Source organism: Novosphingobium arvoryzae (assembly GCF_014652615.1).
In the GTDB taxonomy this organism is placed as follows: Bacteria; Pseudomonadota; Alphaproteobacteria; order Sphingomonadales; family Sphingomonadaceae; genus Novosphingobium; species Novosphingobium arvoryzae.
This window is the reverse complement of the sequence record NZ_BMZD01000007.1, coordinates 72,377-95,866: the sequence shown is the minus strand read 5'-3', so window position 1 is coordinate 95,866 and position 23,490 is coordinate 72,377. Positions and strand designations below refer to the sequence as shown.

The window sequence follows — 23,490 nt, the reverse complement described above, 5'->3', positions numbered from 1 at the left end:
GCCCAGCGGGACAAACGATGGCATACCAGAGCAGCCGGATTGCGGAAGCGCGCGCAGGTGATGCGTTGCAAAGTGGGACAATTGCGATATGAAACAATAAAATTATCTGGCCTTGGTATGGATAGCTGTGAATATTGCCCTTGAGGGGCATTGTGCATCCTGTTCGGGCACGAAAGAGTGGGGCTGATGGCAAATCTCGATTCAATCGACCGGCGACTGCTGGCCGAACTTCAGGACGAAGGGCGGGTCACCAACGTTGAGCTGGCAAACCGCGTCGGCCTGACCGCGCCCCCGTGCCTGCGGCGGGTCCGCGCGCTGGAGGAATCGGGCGTGATCCGCGGCTATCATGCCGATCTGGACGCCTCGAAACTGGGCTTTGCGATCACGGTGTTCGCGATGGTCAGCCTGAAAAGCCAGGCCGAGGAATCGCTGCGGCAGTTCGAGGACCACATGAAGGGCCTGCCCGAAGTCCGCGAATGCCATATGCTGAACGGCGAGATCGACTTCATTCTGAAGATCGTCAGCAAGGACCTGCAGAGCTTTCAGGAATTCCTGACCAGCAAGCTGACCCCGGCGCCAAACGTGGCAAGCGTGAAGACTTCGCTGACCATCCGTACAGCGAAGCAGTTGCCGGGTGTGCCGCTGGAGTAGAACTGGCCGGAGCAGAAATCGCCGAGCTTGGGGGGGGAACGGTTACTCGCGTTCGCCCCAAACGGCTCCTGCGCAGTAGCTTCCCCGGTTAAGCCATTTTCCGCCTGCATCAAGGCAAGCATCGCGATCGACCTCGCCGCGTAACCACGAACCTGCCGAAAGCCCCACCGCCGCAGCAATTGCGGCAGTCAGGGCAGTACGGCGACGGTGCATGCGATCAGGACTGGCGCTTGGCCAGCCATTCCTCCAGCCACTTGATCGTATAGTCGCCGTGGATGAAGTCCGGCTCGTTCATCAGGGCCTGGTGCAGCGGGATCGAGGTTTTCACGCCGCCGATCACCATTTCTTCCAGTGCGCGCTTCAGGCGCATGATGCAGCCTTCGCGGCTGCGACCCGATACGATCAGCTTGGCGATCATCGAGTCATAATACGGCGGAATCTTGTAGCCCGCGTAGAGGCCGGAATCGACCCGCACGTGCATGCCGCCCGCCGCGTGATAGTTGTTCACCAGCCCCGGTGAGGGCGCGAACGTCCACGGGTCTTCCGCGTTGATGCGGCATTCGATCGCGTGGCCGTGGAACTCAATGTCTTCCTGCGCGACCGACAGCGGCTTGCCATCGGCGATGCGGATCTGTTCGCGCACCAGGTCCACCCCGGTGATCGCTTCAGTCACCGGATGCTCCACCTGCAGGCGGGTGTTCATTTCGATGAAGTAGAACTCGCCGTTTTCCCACAGGAACTCGATCGTCCCGGCGCCGCGATAGCCCATGTCGGCCATGGCCTTGGCAACGATTCCGCCCATGCGGTCGCGCTCTTCGGGGCTGATGACCGGTGAGGGGGCTTCTTCCAGCACCTTCTGGTGGCGGCGCTGCAGCGAGCAGTCGCGCTCACCCAGATGGATGGCGTTGCCGTTGCCGTCGCCAAACACCTGGAATTCGATGTGGCGCGGGTTGCCGAGATACTTTTCCAGGTAAACCGTGGCGTCGCCGAACGCGGCCTTCGCCTCGCTCCCGGCCTGCTGCATCAGAGTTTCCAGCTCGTCTGGGCCGTTGCACACCTTCATGCCGCGCCCGCCGCCGCCAGAGGCCGCCTTGATGATCACCGGATAGCCGATTTCCGCCGCGATCTTCGCCGCTTCAACCGGATCGCTGATCGCGCCGTCGCTGCCGGGCACCAGCGGCAGACCCAGTGCGCCGGCGGTGCGCTTGGCCTCCACCTTGTCGCCCATCGTGCGGATGTGTTCGGGTTTCGGCCCGACCCAGGTGATCCCGTGCGCCTCGACGATTTCGGCGAACTGCGCGTTTTCGGACAGGAAGCCATAGCCGGGGTGGATCGCGTCGGCGTGCGCGATTTCCGCCGCCGAAATGATCGCCGCCACGTTCAGGTAGCTGTCCTTCGCCGCCGGCGGGCCGATGCAGACCGCATGGTCGGCCAGCCGCACATGCATCGCATCGGCATCGGCGGTCGAGTGGACCGCGACCGTTTCGATGCCCATTTCGCGCGCCGCGCGGTGGATGCGCAAAGCAATCTCGCCGCGATTGGCGATGAGGAGCCGGGTGATCGCCATGGGGTGTTCGCCTTTACGCGACGACGACCAGCGGCTGGTCGAATTCGACCGGCTGCGCGTTGTCGACCAGGATCGCGGTGACGGTGCCCGCGCTTGTCGCGGTGATCGGGTTCATCACCTTCATCGCCTCGATGATGACCAGCGTGTCGCCCGCCTTCACCGTCTGGCCAACGCTCACGAACGGCGCGGCGCCGGGTTCGGGCGAGAGATAGACCGTGCCGACCATCGGCGACTTCACCGCATTGGCATCGACCGCCGGGGCTGCAGCCGGGGCCGGCGCTGCCGCAGCCGGTGCGGGCGCGGCAGCCACGGGGGCCGGGGCCGGCGCGGCAACCGCATGGACGGCCGGTGCGGCAGCCAGCTGGCGCGCCACCTTGATCTTGCGATCCCCGTCCTCGACCTCGATCTCGCTCAGGCCGGTTTCGGCCAGCAGTTCGGCCAGTTCGCGAACCAGCTTGCTGTCGATGTTCATGCCGCCGTTTCGGCCAGCGCCCTTTGCGTCGCTCATGCGATCCTCATGGTTGTTACTCAACCCCGCCTATGCGCGGGGAGGCGGGCAGAGGCAAGGGGCGAGTTGGCGGTTTTACCCCGTCTGCCGCAGCGTCACAGGCGCGTGGCGGCGTCCAGCGCGACGAGATAGCTGTCTGCCCCGAATCCACAGACCGTGCCCCTGGCAGCCATGCCGACAAAGCTCTTGTGGCGGAATTCCTCGCGCAGGTGCGGATTGGAAAGGTGCACCTCGATCACCGGCACCTTGATGCTGCGGATCGCGTCATGCAGGGCCACGCTGGTGTGGGTATAGGCGCCCGCGTTCAGCAGTACGCAGTGCGCGCCCGCAGCCTGGGCCGCGTGCAGCCAGTCGACCAGTTCGCCTTCATGGTTGGACTGGCGGGCATCGACCGCAAATCCGCGCTCGGCCGCGGCGGCAGACAGGCGCGCCATGATGTCGGCCAGCGTTTCGCGGCCATAAACTTCCGGTTCGCGCGTGCCGAGCAGGTTGAGGTTCGGGCCGTTGAGCACGAAAATGGTCTTGTCCGCCACGGATTGCCCCCGTCAGTCTGGCTGTTGCTGTGTCGCTGCCCCACTCCATAGCCCGCTGGGCCGTGGGGGCAAGCCGGGAGGCGTCATTCGGCGGGGGCGGGGTCCTCGTCCGGGGCGGTATCGTCCGGTTCGACTTCGTTGATGACCGTTTCGGTCGGCGTCTCGGCTGCCGAATGCTTGGCCGCGGCTTCGGCGCGCTTGGCGGCCTGTTCGGCGCGGTCGGCGGCGGCATTGGCGGTGGCAATGGCCTCGGCCAGCTTTTCGTCGCGGTTGGAGCAACCGGCGAGCAGCAGGGCCGCGGCCACGGGGGCGGCGAGGGCGAGGGCGGTGCGACGACTGTTCTTGTTCTGGTTCATGTTCAACTCCACGGGCCGTGGTGTACCTTCAAAACCTTACCCGAAGCTGACCGGACGCATCGTGCGCCGCGCCGCCTGCCGGGCCGGCCCTACTTGTCGCTGCCGGAAATCTTGCCCCACTGCCGCGCGGCGGTGTAACCCAGATAGCCGGTGCCGAACAACGCATAGAGCGGCTCCGGCAGGCCAGAGAGATAGGCGTTCATCCCCGCCGCGATCGCCTGGGCCGAATCCGGCCGGAACGCGGCGATCAGCCCCATCGGCAGTGCCCACAGCAGCAGGGCGTAGATCACGTAGAGAAAGCTTGGCCGGGCGCGGCTGGTCCACGGGTCGGCGGAATTGGCCTCGGCGATGATGGCCGACAGGCGCGACTGGATTTCGGCCAGTTCCTGCGACCCCTGCAATTGCAGCAGTTCCAGCTTCGCCTTGTCGCGGGCGGCCTTGTCGGGGATCACCTTGTCGATGATCGAGGCGATCGGGCCGATCAGGGCTTCGAGGATTGCCATGCCTTTACTCCATCTGGTTGATAAAACACATTCGTAATAACCAATTTGGCACTTGTAGGAAAATGGCGTGAGGGCAGTGGCGCCGGACGGCCAAGTGTGGAACGGTAGAGCGGGACATAACGGCACACAGCAGGGGCTTGAGGATGCAGCACATCAAGGTGACAGTGGCAAACGGGGTGCGCACGGTGACGCTGGCGCGGCCGGACGTGCTCAACGCGATCAACGCGGACATGCACGATGAACTGGAGGCGGCTTTCAACGCCTATGCCGCCGCGCCGGACGAGCACGTCTGCGTCATCACGGGCGAGGGCCGGGGCTTTTGCGCCGGGTCCGACCTCAAGGCCGTCGCGCAGGATGGGCACCGCGACTATCCGGCCCACGGCTATGCCGGGCTGATCGAACGGTTCGATTGCCCCAAGCCGTTCATCGCCGCCGTCAACGGCCTGGCGCTGGGCGGCGGGTTCGAACTGGCGCTGGCCTGCGACATCGTGATCGCGGCGGAAAGCGCCAGCTTCGGACTGCCCGAACCGCTGGTTGGCGCGATCGCGCTGGGCGGCGGGCTGCACCGGCTGGCTCGGCAGGTGCCGCTCAAGCAGGCGATGGGAATGATCCTCGCGGCGCGGCGGGTCGGCGCGGCCGAGGGCTTGCGGATGGGCTTCGTGACCGAAGTCGTCCCCGACGCGGAACTGGCGGACTGCACCGCGCGCTGGTGTGCCGACATCCTGCGCGCCTCGCCGATGTCGGTGCGCACGTCCAAGGCCATGGTCCTGCGCGGGCTGGCCGAAAGCGATGTCGAAGCCGCGATGCGGGCGCAGCCGGGCTGGGCCGAATTCCAGGCGTGGCGCACCAGCGAGGACGCCAGCGAAGGGCCGCGGGCCTTTGCTGAAAAGCGCGCCCCCCGCTGGACCGGGCGCTGAGCGTAGCGGGGATCGGGCGGCGCGGAATCTGATGATAGCCGCCGATCCCCGGTTGCTTCTGCCCGCGACTTGGGCATAGCGCGGCCATGCCCGTCCAGAAGCTCGATTTCGTGGACCGCATGCGCGGTCTGGCCATCCTCGCGGTGATTGCCGTGCATTACGCGCAGATGTTCGCCAGCCCGACGCTGAAGATCATCGGCGCGACCGGGCAAGTCGGCGTGCAGCTGTTCTTCGTCGCCTCGGCCTTCACGCTGTGCCTTTCGGCCGATCAGCGCGCGGGTGAGGCGCACGGGGTGCGCAATTTCTACATCCGCCGCTATTTCCGCATCGCGCCGCTCTATTACCTCGGCATCGTCGCCTATGCGGCGCTCTACATCAGCGCGGGCAAGGGCAGCAGCTATACCGCCGGGAACATCCTGGCGAACGTGTTCTTCGTGCACGGGGTGATCCCGTCGGCCAACAACTCGATCGTGCCGGGCGGCTGGACGATCGGGGCGGAAATGCTGTTCTACCTGATCTTCCCGGCGCTCTACTGGGCGGTGGAGCGCAGCTGGCGGCGCTTCGGCGGCGCGGCGCTGGCGGCCTGGCTGGGCCTTGCGCTGCTCGTCGCGCTGGGCTGGCACTTTGGCTACCGGCTGGAAACGGGCCGGTGGATCGCCAACAACCAGTTCCCCTACACGGTGTTCATCGCCCAGTTCTCGGTCTTCATGATCGGCATCGTCTATTACCTCGCGGCGTGGCGGGGCGATATGCTTGCCCCCCACCGGCTCCGCGACGGGCTGCTGGCCGCTGCGGGCTTCGGCCTGTGCAGCTGGGTGATCGTGGCCGATGTTCACCCGCTCTACGGCGTGCTGCCGACTTTCGCCGGGATTGCCTCGGTGTTCCTCGCCAACTGGCTGCGCGGACAGAGCGCAGCGGGCGCCAGCGGCGGCGGCTGGCTGGTCGGCATCGGCAAGGTCAGCTTCAGCCTCTATGTGCTGCACTTCATGCTGGTGTGGCAGCCATCGGCCTGGGTGATCCACTGGTTCGAAGGTGATGTGATGGACGAATGGCTGATCGCGCTGCCGTTGTTCGTGATCGATGTGGTGCTGCTCTACTGGGCCGGGCGAATCACGCTGCGCTATATCGAAACGCCCGCCAACAACCTGGCCCGGGCGCTGATCCGCCGGCTCGACAAACCCAAGGAAATCCCCGCGTCTTGAGCGGTGTCGGAAAAATGAAGTTCCCCTCTTGTTCTCATGGAACAAACGCGATACAAACGCGTCAGTTGACCTTCCTGGTCAGCGGGTTAGGCAAGGGGACGTTCAATGGCTGCACAGCTCAAGCTCATTCAGGAAGGCAAGGATAGCATGGACCGTCAAAAGGCGCTCGAAGCCGCGCTGGCGCAGATTGACCGCGCATTCGGCAAGGGCAGCGCGATGAAGCTCGGCTCGAAGGAAGCGATGCAGGTGGAAGCGATTTCCACCGGGTCGCTGGGGCTGGACATCGCGCTGGGCGTTGGCGGCCTGCCGCGAGGCCGCGTGATCGAAGTCTACGGTCCGGAAAGCTCGGGCAAGACCACGCTGGCGCTGCACGTCATTGCCGAAGCGCAGAAGACCGGCGGCACCGCCGCCTTCATCGACGCGGAACACGCGCTCGATCCGGTCTATGCCAAGAAGCTGGGCGTCAACATCGATGAACTGATCGTCTCGCAGCCCGATACGGGTGAGCAGGCGCTGGAAATCACCGACACGCTGGTCCGTTCCAACGCGATCGACGTGCTGGTGGTGGACTCGGTCGCCGCGCTGGTTCCCCGTGCTGAAATCGAAGGCGAAATGGGTGACAGCCACGTCGGCCTCCAGGCCCGCCTGATGAGCCAGAGCCTGCGCAAGCTGACCGGTTCGATCAGCCGTTCGCGCTGCATGGTGATCTTCATCAACCAGCTGCGCATGAAGATCGGCGTGATGTACGGCAACCCGGAAACCACCACCGGCGGCAACGCGCTGAAGTTCTATGCCTCGGTCCGCCTCGACATCCGCCGCACCGGCCAGATCAAGGACCGCGACGAGATCGTCGGCAACGCCACCCGCGTGAAGGTCGTCAAGAACAAGGTCGCGCCGCCGTTCAAGCAGGTCGAATTCGACATCATGTATGGCGAAGGCATTTCCAAGATCGGGGAAATCCTCGACCTGGGGGTGAAGGCCGGGATCGTTGAGAAGTCGGGCGCGTGGTTCAGCTATGACAGCATCCGCATCGGCCAGGGCCGTGAGAATGCGAAGAACTTCCTGCGCGAAAACCCCGAGATTTGCGACCGGCTGGAGGCTGCGATCCGCGGCCAGACCGAAGGTCTTGCCGTGGAAATGATGGCGGGTCCGGACGCGGACGACGACATCTGATCCACGAAGAATTCCGCAACGGCAGCCGCCCGCTGCCGCAGCGGGGTTGAAGGGAAGCGGTTCCCCCCGTCCCCCAAGCCCAGGGGGAACGCTTCTCCGAACCAGGACCGGCGCAGCACCACCCCACGGTGCTGCGCCGGTTTTTTGTTGGCTGCGTGGTTGGCCCCAAAGGCCACTGGCCTCGCCGTGCCAACCCCGTTAGCCTGCCTGCCAATCAAGCCGGGAGAATCCAGATGTCGCTGATCGTCCACCACCTCAACAACAGCCGTTCGCAGCGGATCCTCTGGCTGCTGGAGGAACTGGAACTGCCGTATGAACTGCGTTCGTATCAGCGCGATGCGGTGACCAACCTGGCCCCGCCGGAACTCAAGGCGATTCACCCGCTTGGCAAGTCGCCGCTGCTGGAGGCGGATGGGCATGTGATCCAGGAATCCGGTGCGATCGTGCAGTACCTGATCGACACCCACGGGCAGGGCCGGTTCCAGCCATCGGTGGCTGATGCCTTGCGCCATTTGCAGTTCATGCACTTTGCCGAAGGCTCGGCCATGACCCCGATCCTGCTGCAACTCTACACCTCGCGCCTCGGCGATGCCGCCGCGCCGCTCGCGCCGCGCATTACCGAACAGCTCGCCAGCCACTTCGCCTATCTGGAAGGCGAACTGCGCCCCAGTGGGCACTTCGTCGGCGATGACTGGACCGGCGCGGACGTGATGCTCAGCTTCCCGGCGGAAATCGCGGTGATGCAAGGGGCAGGGGAGCAATTCCCCAAGCTGGCCGCGTTCGTCGCCGCCACCCATGCGCGCCCGGCCTGGCAGCGCGCGCGGGAAAAGGGCGGGGCCTATTACGGGTATTGAGCCGATGCGCCCCGCGATCCGGCTGGTTGGCCTGCCCAGCGACAGCAATTCCTCGTTCGAACGCGGCCCGGCGCTGGCCCCGGCGGCGATCCGCGCCGCGCTGTGGTCGGACCGGGGCAACCTGGCCTGCGAAAACGGCATGGAGATCGGCCACGATTTCGACCTTGCCGATCATGGCGACGTGCCCTTGCGGGAAACCGCCGAAGACGATGCGCTGATCCGCGCTGCCATCGGGGATGTGCTGGCGGCGGGGGCCGTGCCGCTGGCACTGGGGGGCGATCACGCGATGACCCACCCGGTTGTGCAGGCGGTCCATGCGCGGCACGGGCCGCTTACCATCCTGCATTTTGATGCCCACCCCGATCTCTATGCCGATTTCGAAGGCAACCCGCGCAGCCACGCATCGCCCTTTGCGCGGATCATGGAGAGCGGCCTCGCGCGGCGGCTGGTGCAGGTTGGCATCCGCACGCTCAACCGTCACTGCCGCGAACAGGCCGAACGCTATGGGGTGGAGATCGTGCCCTTGGCGGAGTTCACCCCTGCTGCCGTGCCGGTGCTGGACGGCCCGCTCTACATCAGCATTGACCTCGACGGGATCGATCCGTCCGAGGCGCCGGGCGTTTCGCACCCGGAACCCGGCGGGCTGACCACGCGCGAAGTGCTGGCCGTGCTGCGCCGCCAGACCGCACCGGTGGTTGGCGCGGACATCGTCGAGTTGAACCCGCGCTTTGACCAGAACGAGCGTACCGCCATCCTCGCGGCCAAGCTGGTCCGCGAGGTGGCGGCACTGATCGCGCGCAACCGCGTTTAACCCTCCTTGTCAGCCGCCTTGGGCTTCACCGGGGCAGGCACGACCGGCCTGGCAGGCTCGGCTTTCGCGCCGACCAGCCCTTCCAGCGAGCCGCCGTCCAGCCCCAGTTCCTTCATCAGTCCGTCGATGATCGGCGCCTGCGCGCGATAGGAGAGCGCGGCGGAGAGCGCGTCGCTGGCGAGATTGCCGTTGCCCGCCGCCACCGGCGCGCCATCGGCCCCGGTGCCGCGCGTCAGGCCATCGACCTGCACGATCTTGATCGAATCGATTGCTTCCAGCGGCTTGGCGGATTCGCGCACCAGATCGGGCAGCACTTTGAGCAGCGCCAGCTTGGTCTGGAGCGAGACCTGATCGGACGAGAGCAGGTTGGCCGCCTCGTTGATCGCGCGCTGCCCGGCCGCTTCCACTTCGAAGCGCACGCGGCTGGCCTCGGCGCGCAGCTTTTCGGCTTCGGCCTGACCCTCCGCCTCCATTCGCACCGCTTCGGCGCGGTTGGTCGCGGCTTCCTTTTCGGCTTGCGCCTCCACCTTCACGCGGATCGCGTCGCGCTCGGCCACCTTGGCCGCCTCGATCAGTTCGATCCGCTTTTGCCGCTCGGCAATTTCGGTTTCACGCGCGGTCGCCACCTGTTCCTCGGCAGCGGCGGACTTGGCGCGTGCCTCGTCGGCTTCGGCCTTGGCCTGGCTTTCCTCGCGGCTCTTGTTCTGGACCGCGATCTGCTGTTCCTGCCGGGCGATTTCGAGCGCCTGTTCCTGCGCGATCCGCGCTTCCTGCACGGCGCGGTCGGCTTCGATCTGCTGGCTGTCGATCACCTGCTTGGCGGCGATCCGCGCTTCTTCTGCCTCCTGATTGCGCTTGGCCTGTTCGCGCGCCACCTCGGCGGCCTGCGCGGCGCGGCGCATCTCGATCTCGCGTTCCTGTTCCAGCCGCGCGAACTCGGCGTCGCGGGCGATCTGGAACGATTGCTGCGAGGCTTGCAGGTTCTTTTGCTCGATCTGGACGCGGGTGTCCTGCTCGATGTCGTTGCGGGCCTTCTTGCGCAGTTCGATCTGCTCGGTCAGCTTGGTCAGACCCTCGGCATCGAACGCGTTGTTGGCGTTGAAATGCTCGATCGAGGTCTGGTCCAGCCCGGTCAGCGAGACTGATTCCAGCTCCAGCCCGTTCATCGCCAGGTCGTTGGAGGAAACCTGCTGCACTTTCTGCACGAAGTCGGCGCGCTGTTCGTGCAGCTGGTTCATCGTCATCCCCGCCGCGACCGAGCGCAGCGCGTCGACGAACTTGCCCTCGACCAGGTCCTTCAGCGCTTCGGGGTTCATCGTGCGCATCCCCAGCGTCTGCGCCGCCATCGCGATGGCGCCGGCATCGGGGCGCACGCGGACATAGAATTCGGCCTTCACGTCGATCCGCAGCCGGTCCAGCGTGATCAGCGCGTCGGTGTTCTTGCGCTCCACCGCCAGCCGCACGGTGTTCATGTTCACCGGCATCGTTTCATGCAGCACCGGCAGCACCAGCGCGCCGCCATTGATCACCACGCGTTCGCCGCCAAACCCGGTGCGGACAAAGCCGACCTCCTTGGTCGCGCGGCGATAGAGCCGGGTCAGCGTGACGGCGATGATCAGCAGGACTGCCAGCCCCGTGCCCGCGTAGATGCCGATGGTGGTCAGCTGGTTCATGGTTCCTCCAACTCCCTATGGGTCGAGCCGGATCGGGCCTTGCCCGTCCAGCGCGTAAAAGATTTCGCCCTCGCGCCGCACCAGCAGCACCTGGGTGCCTTCGGCCAGCGTCTCGCCGTCGTGGTGCGGTTCGACCATGACGTTGTGCTGTTGTCCGTGCAGGTCATGCACCACGGCGCGGGCCGGATTGCCGCGCGCGGCCGTGCCGACCGCGATCGTGCCGCGCCGTCCGACCAGCGCATCGACCGGCACGGCGGTGGTTTCATCATGCGGCCAGACCAGCCCCAGTAGGCGGGTGACCGCGCTGTTGGCGGGCAGGGCGGCCAGCAGCGCCGCGCCGGTTGCCGGGGCAGCCCCGAACGGGGCACCGAAGATCCCCGCAACCAGGCCTTGCAGCGACAGCCCCAGCAAGGCGAAACAGGCCAGCAGGCACGATAGCCACACGATCAGCGGCACCCGGCCGATGCCCAGCAGGCTGGCCAGCCCGCCGCCCACGTCGGCGTGACCATCGGGCGCGTCGCCGCCTGCATCCACGTCGCCATGCCCCAGCAAGTGGCCCAGCCCGACCAGCTGGACCAGCGCCAGCAGGCCCAGCAGCGCCAGCGCGACGGCAAACGGCGTATTTTCCGGTGCGAGCAGATCGCCCACCTTGGTCCCCTTCAATTCAAACGCAAATCCTGTCAGCCCCGGTGCAAAACGCAAGCGAATTAGGTATTTGGCCGGATGGTCTTGCGGTGGGCCAGAGCATTGCTTGCCAAGCGGCGCAGCGGGGCATAGCCTGCCGGCCATGACGAACATCACCGATTGGCAGGCGCAAGTGGGGCGCACCTGGGCGGACAACTACCAGTTGACCGACCGCTCGTTTGCGGGGCTGACCGAGCGGCTGCTGCAGCGCGTGACCGAACGGGTGGGCGATGCCGTGCTGGATATCGGCTGCGGGGCGGGTGAACTGGCGCTGGCGATTGCCCGCAACCGGCCGGGCGCGCGGGTGGTGGGTGTCGACGTGTCGAGCGACCTGATCGATGCCGCGCGCCGCCGCGGGGCGCAGCTGGGCAATGCCGAATTTGTGCTGGCCGATGCCGCGACCTGGCGGGAGCCGGGGTTTGCGCCCGATCTGCTGGTATCGCGCCACGGGGTGATGTTCTTCGACGATCCGGTCGCCGCCTTTGGCAATCTGCACGATAGCGCCAGTGCCGACGCCGAACTGGTGTTCAGCTGTTTCCGCAACGCGTCGGAAAATCCGTGGGCGGCGGGCATGGCCAGAGTGCTGGAACTGCCGCCAGCCGGGGGATCGACCGCGCCTGGGCCGTTCGCCTTTGCCGATCCGCAGCACGTGGAGGATATTCTTTCCGCCGCCGGGTGGCAGGGCATCGCGTTCGAGCCGGTGGACTTTGCCTATGTCGCGGGCGTGGGGGATGATCCGGTGGCCGATGCGCTGGCGTTCTTCCGCCGGATCGGCCCCGCCGCGCCGGCCCTGCGCGCGCTTGACGGTGCGGCGCGCGATGCGGCCGAGGCGCGGCTGGCCGAATGGCTGGAAGGGCATCGCAGCGGCAACCTGATCGCGTTCGGCGCCGCGGCATGGATCGTGACCGCCTGCCACGATTGAACCGGGGCGGGGCAGGCGTTTAACCTGAACCTCCGATTACCGAAATCGCGCCTTCGCGCTTGCCGGTGCGGCGCGGCTGCCTTAGTGGCGGTGCGCTATGACTTCGACGAACGAAATCCGCCGCTCCTTCCTCGAATACTTTGGCTCGAACGGGCACGAAGTGGTGCAGTCCGCGCCGCTGGTTCCCTATAACGACCCGACGCTGATGTTCACCAACGCCGGGATGGTGCCGTTCAAGAACGTGTTCACCGGCCTGGAAACCCGCGCCACGCCGCGCGCGACCTCCTCGCAGAAGTGCGTGCGCGCCGGGGGCAAGCACAACGACCTCGACAACGTCGGCTACACCGCGCGGCACCACACGTTCTTCGAAATGCTGGGGAACTTCAGCTTTGGCGATTACTTCAAGGAACAGGCGATCACCCACGCCTGGACCCTGCTGACCCGCGAATGGGGCCTGCCCAAGGACAAGCTGCTCGCCACCGTCTATCACACCGACGATGAAGCGGCACAGCTGTGGAAGAAGATCGCCGGCCTCCCGGAAGACCGGATCATCCGCATCGCCACCAAGGACAACTTCTGGGCGATGGGCGATGATGGCCCGTGCGGTCCGTGCAGCGAAATCTTCTTCGATCACGGCGACCACATCTGGGGCGGCCCGCCGGGATCGGCGGAGGAAGACGGCGACCGCTTCATCGAGATCTGGAACCTGGTGTTCATGCAGTTCGAGCAGACCGCCGGGGAAATCACCGGCAACCTGCCCAAGCCCAGCATCGATACCGGCATGGGTCTGGAACGCATCGCTGCCGTGCTCCAGGGTGAGCATGACAACTATGATACCGACACGTTCAAGGCGCTGATCGCCGCCTCCGAAAGCCTGACCGGCGTGCGCGCCGAGGGCGAGAGCCGCGCCAGCCACCGCGTGATCGCGGACCACTTGCGTTCCACCAGCTTCCTGCTGGCGGACGGCGTGCTGCCGTCGAACGAAGGGCGCGGCTATGTGCTGCGCCGGATCATGCGCCGGGCGATGCGCCACGCGCACCTGCTGGGCGCGAAGCAGCCGCTGATGCACCGGCTGGTTCCCGCGCTGGTCGCGGAAATGGGCGCTGCCTATCCCGAGCTGGGCCGCGCCCAGCCGCTGATCCAGGAAACGCTGGAGCGCGAGGAAGTGCAGTTCCGCCGCACGCTGGCCAATGGCCTCAAGCTGCTGGACGAAGCGACCGGCGAACTGGGCGAGGGCGACAACCTGCCGGGCGAAACCGCGTTCCGGCTCTATGACACCTACGGTTTCCCCTATGACCTGACCGAGGACGCACTGCGCGCGCGCGGCATCGGCGTGGACAAGGCCGGTTTCGACGCCGCCATGGCCCAGCAAAAGGCCGCCGCCCGCGCCGCGTGGAAGGGCAGCGGACAGGCCGCGGACAGCGAAGTGTGGTTCGACATCGCCGAACGCGTCGGCGCGACCGAGTTCACCGGCTACACCGCCACCACGGGCGAGGCGCAAGTCGTCGCGCTGGTGAAGGACGGGGCCGAAGTGCAGTCGGCCGCTGCGGGCGATGCGGTGACGGTCATCACCAACCAGACCCCGTTCTATGGCGAAAGCGGCGGCCAGACCGGCGATGCCGGGACCATTTCCGGCGCGGACGGCCTGACCATCGCGGTCAGCGACACGGCGAAGCCGCTCGGCCGGCTGCACGCCCACAATGGCACGGTGCAGGCGGGAGCCATCAAGGTCGGCGACGTGGTGAAGCTGGATATCGACGTCGCCCGCCGCGACGCGATCCGCGCCAACCACTCGGCCACGCACCTGCTGCACGCCGCGCTGCGGGGCCGGCTGGGTGCGCACGTGACGCAGAAGGGCTCGCTGGTCGCGGCGGACCGCCTGCGGTTCGACTTTTCGCACCCGACGGCGCTGACCGCTGAGGACATTGCCGCGATCGAGGCCGAAGTGAACGCGGAAATCCGCGCCAACGATCCGGTCGTGACCCGGCTGATGAGCCCGGACGATGCAATCGAAGCGGGCGCGATGGCGCTGTTCGGTGAAAAGTATGGCGATGAAGTGCGCGTGCTGAGCATGGGCCGCGTGTCTGACAAGGCCTACTCGGTCGAACTGTGCGGCGGCACCCACGTGCGCGCGCTGGGCGACATTGGCCTGATGCGGATCGTGTCGGAAAGCGCGGTGTCTTCGGGCGTGCGCCGGATCGAGGCGCTGACCGGTGAGGGCGCGCGCCAGTGGCTCGTCGCGCGCGAGGACGCGCTGAAGGGCGCGGCCAGTCTGCTGCGCACGACGCCGGACGACGTGGAAACCCGCGTCGCGGCGCTGCTGGACGAGCGCAAGAAGCTGGAACGCGAACTGGCCGAGGCGAAGAAGGCGCTGGCGCTGGGCGGCAGCGGCGGGGCCAAGGCCGAAACGGCGGACGAGGACGTGGGCGGGGTGAAATTCTCCGGCCAGGTGATCGACGGGCTGGACGCCAAGGAACTGCGCGGGCTGCTCGATCAGGCCAAGCAGCGGCTGGGTTCGGGCGTGGCGGTGATCGTGGCGGTCAACGATGGCAAGGCCAGCATCGCGGCAGCGGTGACGGACGACCTGACTGCAAAGGTCAGCGCGGTCGATCTGGTTCGCGCGGGCGTCGAGGCGCTGGGCGGCAAGGGCGGCGGCGGCCGCGCCGACATGGCGCAGGGCGGCGGTCCGGACGGCACCAAGGCGGCGGATGCGATCGCGGCAGCAAAGGCCGTGCTGGCGGGATAACGCTTAACTGGCCCGGTCGCGCAGGGTCGAGCTCTTGAGCTGCGGCATTTCGTCCAGTTCGCCCTCCTTCATCAGGCGGGCGCGGAATTCGTCACGCTTTTCGTGGATGCTGGCGATCACCGGGCCCATCGGCACGCCCAGATCGACCAGCACCGCTTCCGACAGTTGCAGCGAGGATTCGAGCGTTTCCGGCACGGCGTGGCTGGCCCCGGCGCGATAGAGTTCCGCCGCGTGGCTGACATCGCGGGCGCGGGCGATGATCGGCAGGTCCGGGTATAGCCCGCGCAGCTTGCGCACGATCTGCTGCGCGCCGACCGGTTCATCCATCGTCAGGATCACCGCAGTGGCGTGCTCCGCCCCCAGCCGGGTCAGCGTGCCGGTGCGGGCGGCATCGGCAAAGTGGGCATTGAGGCCGTTCTGCTGGGCCATGCGGACCTGATCGGTATCGGAATCGATCGCCAGATAGGGCTTGCCGTGGGTTTCCAGCATATCGGCCACCAGCCGCCCGACACGCCCGCAGCCGATGATGATGGCCCGCGCCGTGCCGTTATCGTCATCGACCTTGCGCATCTGCGCGCCATGATCGACCTCGCGCCCGACCCGGCGGCCCAGCCAGGCGAGGAGCGGCGTCACCGTCAGCCCCAGCGCGGTGACGATCTGCCAGAACTGCGCGGTTTCCGGCTGGATCAGCGCGGCGCTGGTGGCGGCGGTCAGCACGATCAGGGTGGTTTCGGACGGACTGGCGAGCAGGATTCCCGCCTCGGTCGCGGTGCCCGCGCGTAGGCCGAGCGCGCGCAGGGCCATCGCGGTGACCAGCGCCTTCACCACCATGACGCCCAGCGTGGCGAGCAGGATCGCGGTGAGGTTTTCCGCGACCACGCGCAGGTCGATGCTCATCCCCACGGTCAGCAGGAAAATGCCGAGCGCCAGCCCCTTGAACGGACGGGTAAAGGCCTCGACCTCGCCGTGGTATTCGGTCTCCGCGATCAGCAGGCCCGCCAGCAGCGCGCCCATGATCGGCGAGAGGCCGACCGCGCCGGTCGCCAGCGAGGCGACGATCACCACCAGCAGGCTGGCGGCAAGGAACAGTTCCGGGCTTTTCGTGCGTGCGGCCTGGGCGAACAGGCGGGGCAGCAGGAACCGGCCAAAGCCCATCAGCGCGACGATGGTCAGCCCGCCATAGAGCAGCGTCTGGATCACCCCGTCGCTGGCCGCATCGGCGGCATGCGGCGCCAGCGCGCCCAGCAGGAAGATGATCGGGACCAGCGCGATGTCCTCGAACAACAGGGTCGAGAGCGCCGCCTTGCCGACGGGGGAACTGGTGCCGGTGATCGGCAGGACCAGCGCGGTGGAGGACATCGCCAGCGCCAGCCCCAGCGCCAGCGCGCCGGTCAGCGGCTGGCCCATCAGCGTCAGGGCAAAGGCGATCAGCGACCCCGCCAGCAACAGCTCCAGCGCCCCGCCGCCAAACACCTGCCGGCGCAGCGCCCAAAGGCGGTTGAACGACAGCTCCAGCCCGATTTCGAACAGCAGCAGGATGATCCCGAACTCGGCAAAGGGCTTCAGCCGTTCAGGATCGGAAATCGTGACGTATTGCAGCCACGGGTGATCGAACACCAGCCGCCCGAGGCCATAGGGGCCGACCAGCAGCCCGACCATGATGAACCCGATGATCGGCGAAATGCGCAGCCGTGCGAACAGCGGGATCACGATGCCCGCCGCCCCCAGGATCACCAGCGCATCGCCGAGGGGAGAGGAGGGGGAGAATTCGAGCGCGCCTGCCATTCCCCCATGCCTAGGGTGGGGACGCGCGCTTGTCACGCGTGCTGCATACGAAAAGGGCGGCCCCGCCGCGCGGGACCGCCCTTTCGTGCGTCAGTCTGTAACCTGTCAGGCCATGGCGGCTTCGAGGTTCTCCACGATGGCTTCGAAGAAGCCTTCGGTGGTCAGCCACGGCTGGTCCGGCCCGATCAGGATCGCAAGGTCCTTGGTCATCTTGCCGCTTTCGACGGTTTCGATGCAGACGCGTTCCAGCGTCTCGGCGAACTTCACCACTTCCGGGGTGTCGTCGAACTTGCCGCGATAGCGCAGGCCGCCGGTCCACGCGAAGATCGACGCGATCGGGTTGGTGCTGGTCGCCTTGCCCTGCTGGTGCTGGCGATAGTGGCGGGTGACGGTGCCGTGGGCGGCTTCGGCTTCCACGGTCTTGCCGTCCGGCGTCATCAGCACCGAGGTCATCAGGCCAAGGCTGCCAAAGCCCTGCGCAACCTGGTCGGACTGCACGTCGCCGTCATAGTTCTTGCACGCCCACACGAACTTGCCCGACCACTTGAGCGCCGAGGCGACCATGTCGTCGATCAGGCGGTGTTCGTAGACGATGCCGGCGGCGGCGAACTTTTCCTTGAAGCCTTCGGTTTCGTAGACTTCGGCGAACAGGTCCTTGAAGCGGCCGTCATAGGCCTTGAGGATCGTGTTCTTGGTCGACAGGTACACCGGCCAGCCGAGGTTCAGGCCATAGTTGAAGCTGGCGCGGGCAAAGTCGCGGATCGAATCGTCCAGGTTGTACATCGCCATCGCGACGCCCGCGCTGGGGAACTTGAACACTTCGAGGTCGATCGATTCGCCGTTGTCGCCATCGAACACCAGGCGCAGTGTGCCGGGGCCGGGGATCAGCGTGTCGGTCGCGCGGTACTGGTCGCCAAAGGCATGGCGGCCGACGACGATCGGGTCGGTCCAGCCGGGGATCAGCCGGGGGACGTTCTGGATCACGATGGGTTCGCGGAACACCACGCCGCCCAGGATGTTGCGGATGGTGCCGTTGGGCGACTTCCACATCTTCTTGAGGCTGAATTCCTCGACGCGGGCTTCGTCGGGGGTGATCGTGGCGCACTTCACCGCCACGCCGTATTCCTTGGTCGCGTTCGCCGCGTCGACGGTGATCTGGTCGTTCGTCTCGTCACGCTTTTCAACGGAGAGGTCGTAATACTTCAGATCGATGTCGAGGTAGGGCAGGATCAACCGCTCGCGGATCCACTGCCAGATGATGCGGGTCATTTCATCGCCGTCCATTTCGACGACGGGGTTCTTCACCTTGATCTTGGCCATCGCGTTTTCGTCTTTCGCCTGAGTTCCTGGGGGAGATTTCGCGAAGCCCCCTTAGCAGAGGCGATAAGTTGCGCAAGTTCGCGCTGGACACATATGCCGGTTGCGTCCTAGGTCTTTAACCGACCGATTAAACCTTCCGAGAGAGAGGACCCGATCCATGAGCGAAACCCCCGAAGTCCTGACGCAGGTCGAAGACGGCGTCCTGATCGTCACGATGAACCGCCCCGAAGCGAAGAACGCGATGAACAAGGCCCAGGCCGAAGGCATCAGCGCGGCGATGGACCGGCTGGAAGCCGACAACGATTTGCGCTGCGCGATCCTGACCGGCGCGGGCGGCACGTTCTGTTCGGGCATGGATCTCAAGGGGTTCCTGCGCGGCGAACGCCCCAGCATCGAAGGGCGCGGCTTCGGCGGGCTGACGGAATGGACCCCGTCGAAGCCGGTGATCGCCGCGATCGACGGCTACGCGCTGGCCGGCGGCATGGAACTGGCGCTGAGCTGCGACCTGATCGTCGCCAATGCGGGCGCCAAGTTCGGTATCCCCGAAGCGAAGCGCGGCCTCGCCGCTGCGGCGGGCGGCCTGATCAAGCTGCCCCGCCAGATCCCGCCGCGCATCGCGATGGAACTGGCGCTGACCGGTGACTTCATCGACGCGAATCGCGCCTATGAGCTGGGCTTCATCAACCGGATCGTCGAAGGCCCGGCCATCGAAGGCGCGAAGGAACTGGCCCGCGCCGTCGCCGCCAACGGCCCGCTGGCGCTGATCGCCTCGAAGGCGGTGATTCGCCAGTCGCACGAATGGACCGAGGCCGAGATGTGGACCAAGCAGGGCGCGATCGTGAACCCCGTGTTTGTCAGCGAGGATGCCCGCGAAGGCGCTGCCGCCTTTGCCGAAAAGCGCAAGCCGAACTGGCAGGGCAAATAAGCCCGATCACCATGGCCGAACAGGAAAAGGCCCCGGTGCTTCCGGGGCCTTTTTCGTGTGGGACAGGTGCGGCCGAACGGGTGGCCTGAAACAGAAAAGGCCCCGGAAATCCGGGGCCCTTCCTTCGAATGGTGGGCGTAGCAAGGATTGAACTTGCGACCCCTACGATGTCAACATAGTGCTCTACCACTGAGCTATACGCCCGGCACCATTCGTGTCGCCCGCCGCGTTACCGCCGGGCAGGGGAGCGCCATTAGCGAGGCTCCCCCGGCTTGGCAAGAGCTAGATTAAGGCTTGCTGCTGGTGGCCGAACACGCGCTCAACTTCCAGCACCAGGTCCTTCAGGTGGAACGGCTTGGACAGCACCTTGGCCTGCGGCGCTTCGCGGCTGGCTTTCAAGGTTACCGCCGCGAACCCGGTGATGAACATCACCTTGGTCTTGGGGCTGATTTCCGCGCAGACCTGGGCCAGTTCGATCCCGTCCATTTCCGGCATGACGATGTCCGAGAGCAGCAGGTCGAAATCCTCGGCCTCCAGCAGCGGCACCGCCGCCGTGCCGCGATCCACCGCGACGACCGAATAGCCCGCGTTTTCCAGCGCGCGCGCCAGATAGGTGCGCATGGCTTCTTCGTCTTCGGCAAGGAGGATGCGGATCATTCTTGGACCTTTGGTCGATTCGTTGGCGACGAGCAGTGTTAGCTTATGACCGGGGAAGGTTTGTACAACGAACGCAGTTAATATTCCTGCACGAATAAGAGACTGCCCTGCTTTGACACAGCGGCGTTCCCGGGCCAGCCTTGGGGCATGGATGATCCGAATGTGCCGCCGGGCGATTCGCCCGAAACTGCCGGTTCGCTGCGAATCGAGGGCGGCTCCATTCCCGGCGGGCATGGCACCCCGGCCTTTACGCTGACCGCGCCGCGCCCGTCCGCCGTGCCGATCCTGATTGCCGTGCCCCATGCGGGCCGGGCCTATCCCGGCAGCCTGCTGGAGAGGATGCGCAATCCCGGCTTTGCCGCACTCAAGCTGGAGGACCGCTATGTCGACCGGCTGGCGGAGCGGGTTGCGGCGCAGACCGGCGCGGCGCTGCTGATCGCCCACGCGCCGCGCGCGATGATCGATCTCAACCGCGCGATCGCCGATATCGACTGGGACATGTTCGCGCGCGGCAAGCCGGACAGCGTCGGCAGCTATACGCCGGGGCTGCGCGCGCGCAGTGGCCTGGGCCTGATCCCGCGCCGGTTGCCCGGCTTTGGCGAGTTGTGGAAGCGCCGCCACGACGAGGCCGATCTGGCCGCGCGGATCGGGGGAATCCACGATCCCTATCACGGCGCACTGGAACGGGCGCTGGCGGACTTGCGCGACCGGTGGGGCGCGGCCTTGTTGCTGGATCTGCATTCGATGCCGCCGCTGGGGTTCCAGGGCGGGGTGCCCGCGCCGGAATTCGTGCTGGGCGACCGGTTCGGCGCAAGTTGCCACGGGGCCTTGATGGGCAGCTGTTTTGGCTATTTCAGCGAGATGCGGCGCGGGGTGGCGCACAACCGGCCCTATGCGGGGGGATACGTGCTGGAACGTCACGCCCGCCCGCGCGAGGGCATCCACGCCTTCCAGCTGGAAATCGACCGGTCGAGCTACCTCGATTCGCGGCTGGTGGAGCCGGGGAAGGGCTTTGCCGCGATGGTCCACCTGCTGACCGGGCTGGTGCGCCGGCTGGCCGGTGAAGTGGCCGAAATCGGCCAACTCGACAGCCGAAGCCGCTGGGCCGACGCGGCGCAATAGCGCCGGAACCATCCGGGCCATAAAAAACCACCTCGTGCGATTGCACGAGGTGGCCAAGGTTCAGGGAGGAGGTGCACAAAGTGCACCATGCCCAACCGGACCATGAGGGCAGCCCGGCGAGACCTTGAGAAGATATGCTTACGGCGGAGGCATGGCAACCCCCGCCGTTATGCATACGAATAACTTGTTAACTTCGCTGACGACTTTCCGCTCAGGCGGCGGGCAGCTGGTCCGGCGAAATCGGGCCCTTGCCCTGCTGGATCTGGCGCGCGAACACTTCGCTCATGTGATCGAGCGAGAACAGGTGCGCGAAGATCAGGGCGAGCATCCCGCTCTGGTTCATGGTGCGCAGCTGGTCACCGCGCAGGTCGCGCAGCTTTTCCTGGTCGATCATCTTGAACCCGCGATAGATGAACGGCTGTTCGAAGCCAGCCTGCTGGATCGACACTTCGCCGTCCATCAGCAGGCCCAGCTTGGTCACTTCGTCCACGAAGGACTGGGTGCGGAAACCGGCTTCCTCGAAGTTCCTGCAGAAGTCGAGCGTCGCCTTGCACGCGTCGGTCGGCTCGCCGTTCTCGAACAGGGCCTGGCCTTCGTCGAATTCACCGACCAGATCGGTGGTGGGGTCGAAGCACAGCGACAGGTCTTCGGTTTCCGGGGTCAGCTTGGCCAGCATGAACGGATAGCGGCGGGCATAGGCCGGGATGTAGATCGGCTGGAGCATCTTGCCGGTATCGTCGACGAAGGTGTTCACGCCTTCGTTCAGGCCCATCAGCGCCAGCGGCACCGGCTGTTCGCTGGCCGAAAACACGATCGGGAAGAAACGGCTGGCGTGGACGAATTCCTCCACCGTCAGCGGCACGGCGTGCTGGCCGACCATCCAGGTTGCATTGTCGGTCGTGCGGCTCTTCCAGGTCGCGTGATCGCGGCTGTTGAGCGGCATCAGGTCCTTGTAGAACAGCGGAAGGTTGGCTGCTTGCGGCGCGCTGGCCATTGGTCGTCTCTCCAGGTTCTGGCACTAAATTCTGGGACGACGGTTATGCTCCGCGGCCCGGCACAAGCCGCTGCCTTTAGGGCTTGGCGGAAATTGGCGCAAGGCTGACCAGCTTGCCGGGATTCATGATCCCCAGCGGATCGAGCGCGCCCTTGACCGCGCGTTGCAGCGCCAGCGCGGCGGGGTCGCCCAGCCGCTCCAGCTCGTCGTGCTTGAGCTGGCCGATGCCGTGCTCGGCGCTGATCGAACCGTGCCACCGGGTGACCATGTCGTGGACCATGCGGCTGATCGCCTTGCCGGTGCCGGCTTCCCATTCTCCGCGCACCGCGCCGGCCGGGGCGATGCAGTGGAAGTGGATGTTGCCATCGCCAAGATGCCCGAACCCGACCGCGTGGGTGCCGGGGAACGCCGTTTCGACCGCCGGAACGGCCGCGTCCAGAAAGTCCGGCATCCGTTCCACCGGGACCGAGATGTCGTGCTGCATCGCCGGGCCCTTGGCGCGTTCGGCCGGGGCAATCGATTCGCGGATCAGCCAGAATGCCTCGGCCTGCGCCTCGCTGGCGGAGAGGACCGCATCGCTGATCAGGCCGGCCTCGAACGCGGCGGCGATCATTGCCTCGGCGCGGTCGCGCAGGCTGTCGGCGCCGGCTGCGTCGGCCACGACCTCGATCAGCGCGTGCCAGGCGTGGGGTTCAGCCAATGGCGCGCGCGTGCCGGGGACGTGATCCAGCACGGCTTCCAGGCAGGACTGGGGCAGTACCTCGAACCCTTCCAGCGCGTCGCCGGCTGCGTTCTCACAATGCAAGAGCAGCGCGCGGGCGGCGTGGATGGTCGGCACGCCCGCCCAGATCACCACCCGGTCAGCCACTTCCGGGACCAGCTTCAGCGTGGCGGCGGTGACGATTCCCAGCGTGCCTTCGCTGCCGATGAACAGCTGCTTGAGGTCGAACCCCCGGTTGTCCTTCTTGAGCGGGGTGAGCGAGGACCACACCGTGCCATCCGGCAGCACCGCTTCCAGCCCCAGCACCAGCGCGCGCATCGATCCGTGGCGCAGCACCTGGGTGCCGCCCGCGTTGGTGGAAATCAGCCCGCCGACCGTGGCGGAGCCCTTGCCACCCAGCGTCAGGGGAAAGCGCAGCCCTTGTGCCTCGGCCGCCTCGTGCAGGGTTTGCAGCACCACGCCGGCTTCGCAGGTCACTTGCCGCGCGGCGCTATCCAGCTTGGGAATCGCGTTCATCCGCCGCGTCGAGAGCAGGATCGCGCGCCCGCTGGCGTCGGGCGTGGCCCCGCCGGACATCCCGCTGTTTCCGCCCTGCGGCACGATCGGCACGCCATGCGCGGCGCACAGCCTGACCAGCGCCGCAACTTCCGCCGTGCTGGCGGGCGAGGCGAGCGCGAGGGCCGTGCCGGTAAAGCGCCCGCGCCAGTCGGTCAGCCAGGGCGTGACCAGGTCGGCATCGCGGGTCAGGCCGCGCGGACCAAGCAGGGCGGTGGCTTCCGCCAGGAATGGGGCAAGTGACAGGTCGGCAGCGGTTTCCATGGCGCGGGCTATGGCACAAAGGCCCTGTTTTTCGCCAGCCCCTTGCG

General features: G+C 66.4%; 22 protein-coding genes and 1 tRNA gene. 10 read left to right on the top strand and 13 right to left on the bottom strand.

Annotated elements, in window-relative coordinates:
* Window positions 1–186: 186 nt before the first annotated feature.
* Window positions 187–651 (top strand): Lrp/AsnC family transcriptional regulator, encoded by a 465-nt coding sequence (locus IE113_RS13590; RefSeq protein ID WP_189542393.1) that lies wholly within the window; start codon window positions 187–189, stop codon window positions 649–651.
* Between the two features lie 217 nt (window positions 652–868).
* Here the strand turns inward: IE113_RS13590 and accC are convergent, their stop codons facing one another.
* From accC to IE113_RS13565, 5 genes are all read right to left on the bottom strand, one after another.
* On the bottom strand, window positions 869–2,218 hold the full coding sequence (accC, locus tag IE113_RS13585) for an acetyl-CoA carboxylase biotin carboxylase subunit (protein WP_189542392.1): 1,350 nt from the start codon (window positions 2,216–2,218) through the stop codon (window positions 869–871).
* 13 nt (window positions 2,219–2,231) lie between these two features.
* On the bottom strand, window positions 2,232–2,726 hold the full coding sequence (gene accB / locus IE113_RS13580) for an acetyl-CoA carboxylase biotin carboxyl carrier protein (protein WP_229822477.1): 495 nt from the start codon (window positions 2,724–2,726) through the stop codon (window positions 2,232–2,234).
* A gap of 95 nt (window positions 2,727–2,821) precedes the next feature.
* Complete coding sequence (gene aroQ, locus IE113_RS13575; protein ID WP_189542391.1) at window positions 2,822–3,259, bottom strand: type II 3-dehydroquinate dehydratase; 438 nt, start codon at window positions 3,257–3,259, stop codon at window positions 2,822–2,824.
* A gap of 83 nt (window positions 3,260–3,342) precedes the next feature.
* A complete protein-coding gene (locus IE113_RS13570) occupies window positions 3,343–3,615 on the bottom strand; it encodes a hypothetical protein (RefSeq protein ID WP_189542390.1) in 273 nt (90 codons plus the stop codon).
* An 89-nt stretch (window positions 3,616–3,704) separates the two neighbouring features.
* Window positions 3,705–4,118: a holin family protein gene (locus IE113_RS13565; protein ID WP_189542389.1), complete on the bottom strand. Its 414-nt coding sequence runs from the start codon at window positions 4,116–4,118 to the stop codon at window positions 3,705–3,707.
* A 143-nt stretch (window positions 4,119–4,261) separates the two neighbouring features.
* Between IE113_RS13565 and IE113_RS13560 the strand changes: the two genes are divergently transcribed.
* From IE113_RS13560 to speB, 5 genes are all read left to right on the top strand, one after another.
* Entirely contained in the window at window positions 4,262–5,035 is a 774-nt protein-coding gene (locus tag IE113_RS13560) for an enoyl-CoA hydratase-related protein (protein WP_189542388.1), read from the top strand.
* Window positions 5,036–5,121: 86 nt separating this feature from the next.
* On the top strand, window positions 5,122–6,237 hold the full coding sequence (locus IE113_RS13555) for an acyltransferase family protein (RefSeq protein ID WP_189542387.1): 1,116 nt from the start codon (window positions 5,122–5,124) through the stop codon (window positions 6,235–6,237).
* A 105-nt stretch (window positions 6,238–6,342) separates the two neighbouring features.
* A complete protein-coding gene (gene recA, locus IE113_RS13550) occupies window positions 6,343–7,410 on the top strand; it encodes a recombinase RecA (protein WP_189542386.1) in 1,068 nt (355 codons plus the stop codon).
* Between the two features lie 233 nt (window positions 7,411–7,643).
* Window positions 7,644–8,264 (top strand): glutathione S-transferase family protein, encoded by a 621-nt coding sequence (locus IE113_RS13545; protein ID WP_189542384.1) that lies wholly within the window; start codon window positions 7,644–7,646, stop codon window positions 8,262–8,264.
* A gap of 4 nt (window positions 8,265–8,268) precedes the next feature.
* Window positions 8,269–9,075, top strand: coding sequence for an agmatinase (gene speB / locus IE113_RS13540; RefSeq protein ID WP_189542382.1), 807 nt, complete (start codon window positions 8,269–8,271; stop codon window positions 9,073–9,075).
* Here speB and IE113_RS13535 read toward each other — a convergent pair.
* Both IE113_RS13535 and IE113_RS13530 read right to left on the bottom strand, forming a co-directional pair.
* Entirely contained in the window at window positions 9,072–10,748 is a 1,677-nt protein-coding gene (locus tag IE113_RS13535; RefSeq protein WP_189542380.1) for a flotillin family protein, read from the bottom strand. The genes speB and IE113_RS13535 overlap by 4 nt on opposite strands.
* A gap of 15 nt (window positions 10,749–10,763) precedes the next feature.
* Window positions 10,764–11,411 (bottom strand): OB-fold-containig protein, encoded by a 648-nt coding sequence (locus tag IE113_RS13530; RefSeq protein ID WP_229822459.1) that lies wholly within the window; start codon window positions 11,409–11,411, stop codon window positions 10,764–10,766.
* A 124-nt stretch (window positions 11,412–11,535) separates the two neighbouring features.
* On the opposite strand from IE113_RS13530, the gene IE113_RS13525 reads away from it, so the two are divergent.
* Window positions 11,536–12,354, top strand: coding sequence for a class I SAM-dependent methyltransferase (locus IE113_RS13525; RefSeq protein WP_189542378.1), 819 nt, complete (start codon window positions 11,536–11,538; stop codon window positions 12,352–12,354).
* A 97-nt stretch (window positions 12,355–12,451) separates the two neighbouring features.
* The gene (alaS, locus tag IE113_RS13520) at window positions 12,452–15,100 is read left to right on the top strand and encodes an alanine--tRNA ligase (RefSeq protein WP_189542376.1); all 2,649 of its coding nucleotides are present in this window, start codon (window positions 12,452–12,454) and stop codon (window positions 15,098–15,100) included.
* A 3-nt stretch (window positions 15,101–15,103) separates the two neighbouring features.
* Here the strand turns inward: alaS and IE113_RS13515 are convergent, their stop codons facing one another.
* A complete protein-coding gene (locus IE113_RS13515) occupies window positions 15,104–16,885 on the bottom strand; it encodes a cation:proton antiporter domain-containing protein (RefSeq protein ID WP_189542374.1) in 1,782 nt (593 codons plus the stop codon).
* Between the two features lie 105 nt (window positions 16,886–16,990).
* On the bottom strand, window positions 16,991–18,205 hold the full coding sequence (locus tag IE113_RS13510) for an NADP-dependent isocitrate dehydrogenase (protein WP_189542372.1): 1,215 nt from the start codon (window positions 18,203–18,205) through the stop codon (window positions 16,991–16,993).
* A gap of 157 nt (window positions 18,206–18,362) precedes the next feature.
* Between IE113_RS13510 and IE113_RS13505 the strand changes: the two genes are divergently transcribed.
* On the top strand, window positions 18,363–19,130 hold the full coding sequence (locus IE113_RS13505) for a crotonase/enoyl-CoA hydratase family protein (protein WP_189542370.1): 768 nt from the start codon (window positions 18,363–18,365) through the stop codon (window positions 19,128–19,130).
* A 129-nt stretch (window positions 19,131–19,259) separates the two neighbouring features.
* On the opposite strand, the gene IE113_RS13500 is transcribed toward IE113_RS13505, so the two are convergent.
* A tRNA-Val gene (locus IE113_RS13500) sits at window positions 19,260–19,334 on the bottom strand.
* 78 nt (window positions 19,335–19,412) lie between these two features.
* The gene (cpdR, locus tag IE113_RS13495) at window positions 19,413–19,787 is read right to left on the bottom strand and encodes a cell cycle two-component system response regulator CpdR (protein WP_189542368.1); all 375 of its coding nucleotides are present in this window, start codon (window positions 19,785–19,787) and stop codon (window positions 19,413–19,415) included.
* Between the two features lie 147 nt (window positions 19,788–19,934).
* Between cpdR and IE113_RS13490 the strand changes: the two genes are divergently transcribed.
* Window positions 19,935–20,909, top strand: coding sequence for an N-formylglutamate amidohydrolase (locus tag IE113_RS13490; protein WP_189542366.1), 975 nt, complete (start codon window positions 19,935–19,937; stop codon window positions 20,907–20,909).
* Between the two features lie 211 nt (window positions 20,910–21,120).
* On the opposite strand, the gene IE113_RS13485 is transcribed toward IE113_RS13490, so the two are convergent.
* A complete protein-coding gene (locus IE113_RS13485) occupies window positions 21,121–21,903 on the bottom strand; it encodes a SapC family protein (protein ID WP_189542364.1) in 783 nt (260 codons plus the stop codon).
* Between the two features lie 76 nt (window positions 21,904–21,979).
* Window positions 21,980–23,443 (bottom strand): FAD-binding oxidoreductase, encoded by a 1,464-nt coding sequence (locus IE113_RS13480; protein WP_189542362.1) that lies wholly within the window; start codon window positions 23,441–23,443, stop codon window positions 21,980–21,982.
* Window positions 23,444–23,490: the final 47 nt, after the last annotated feature.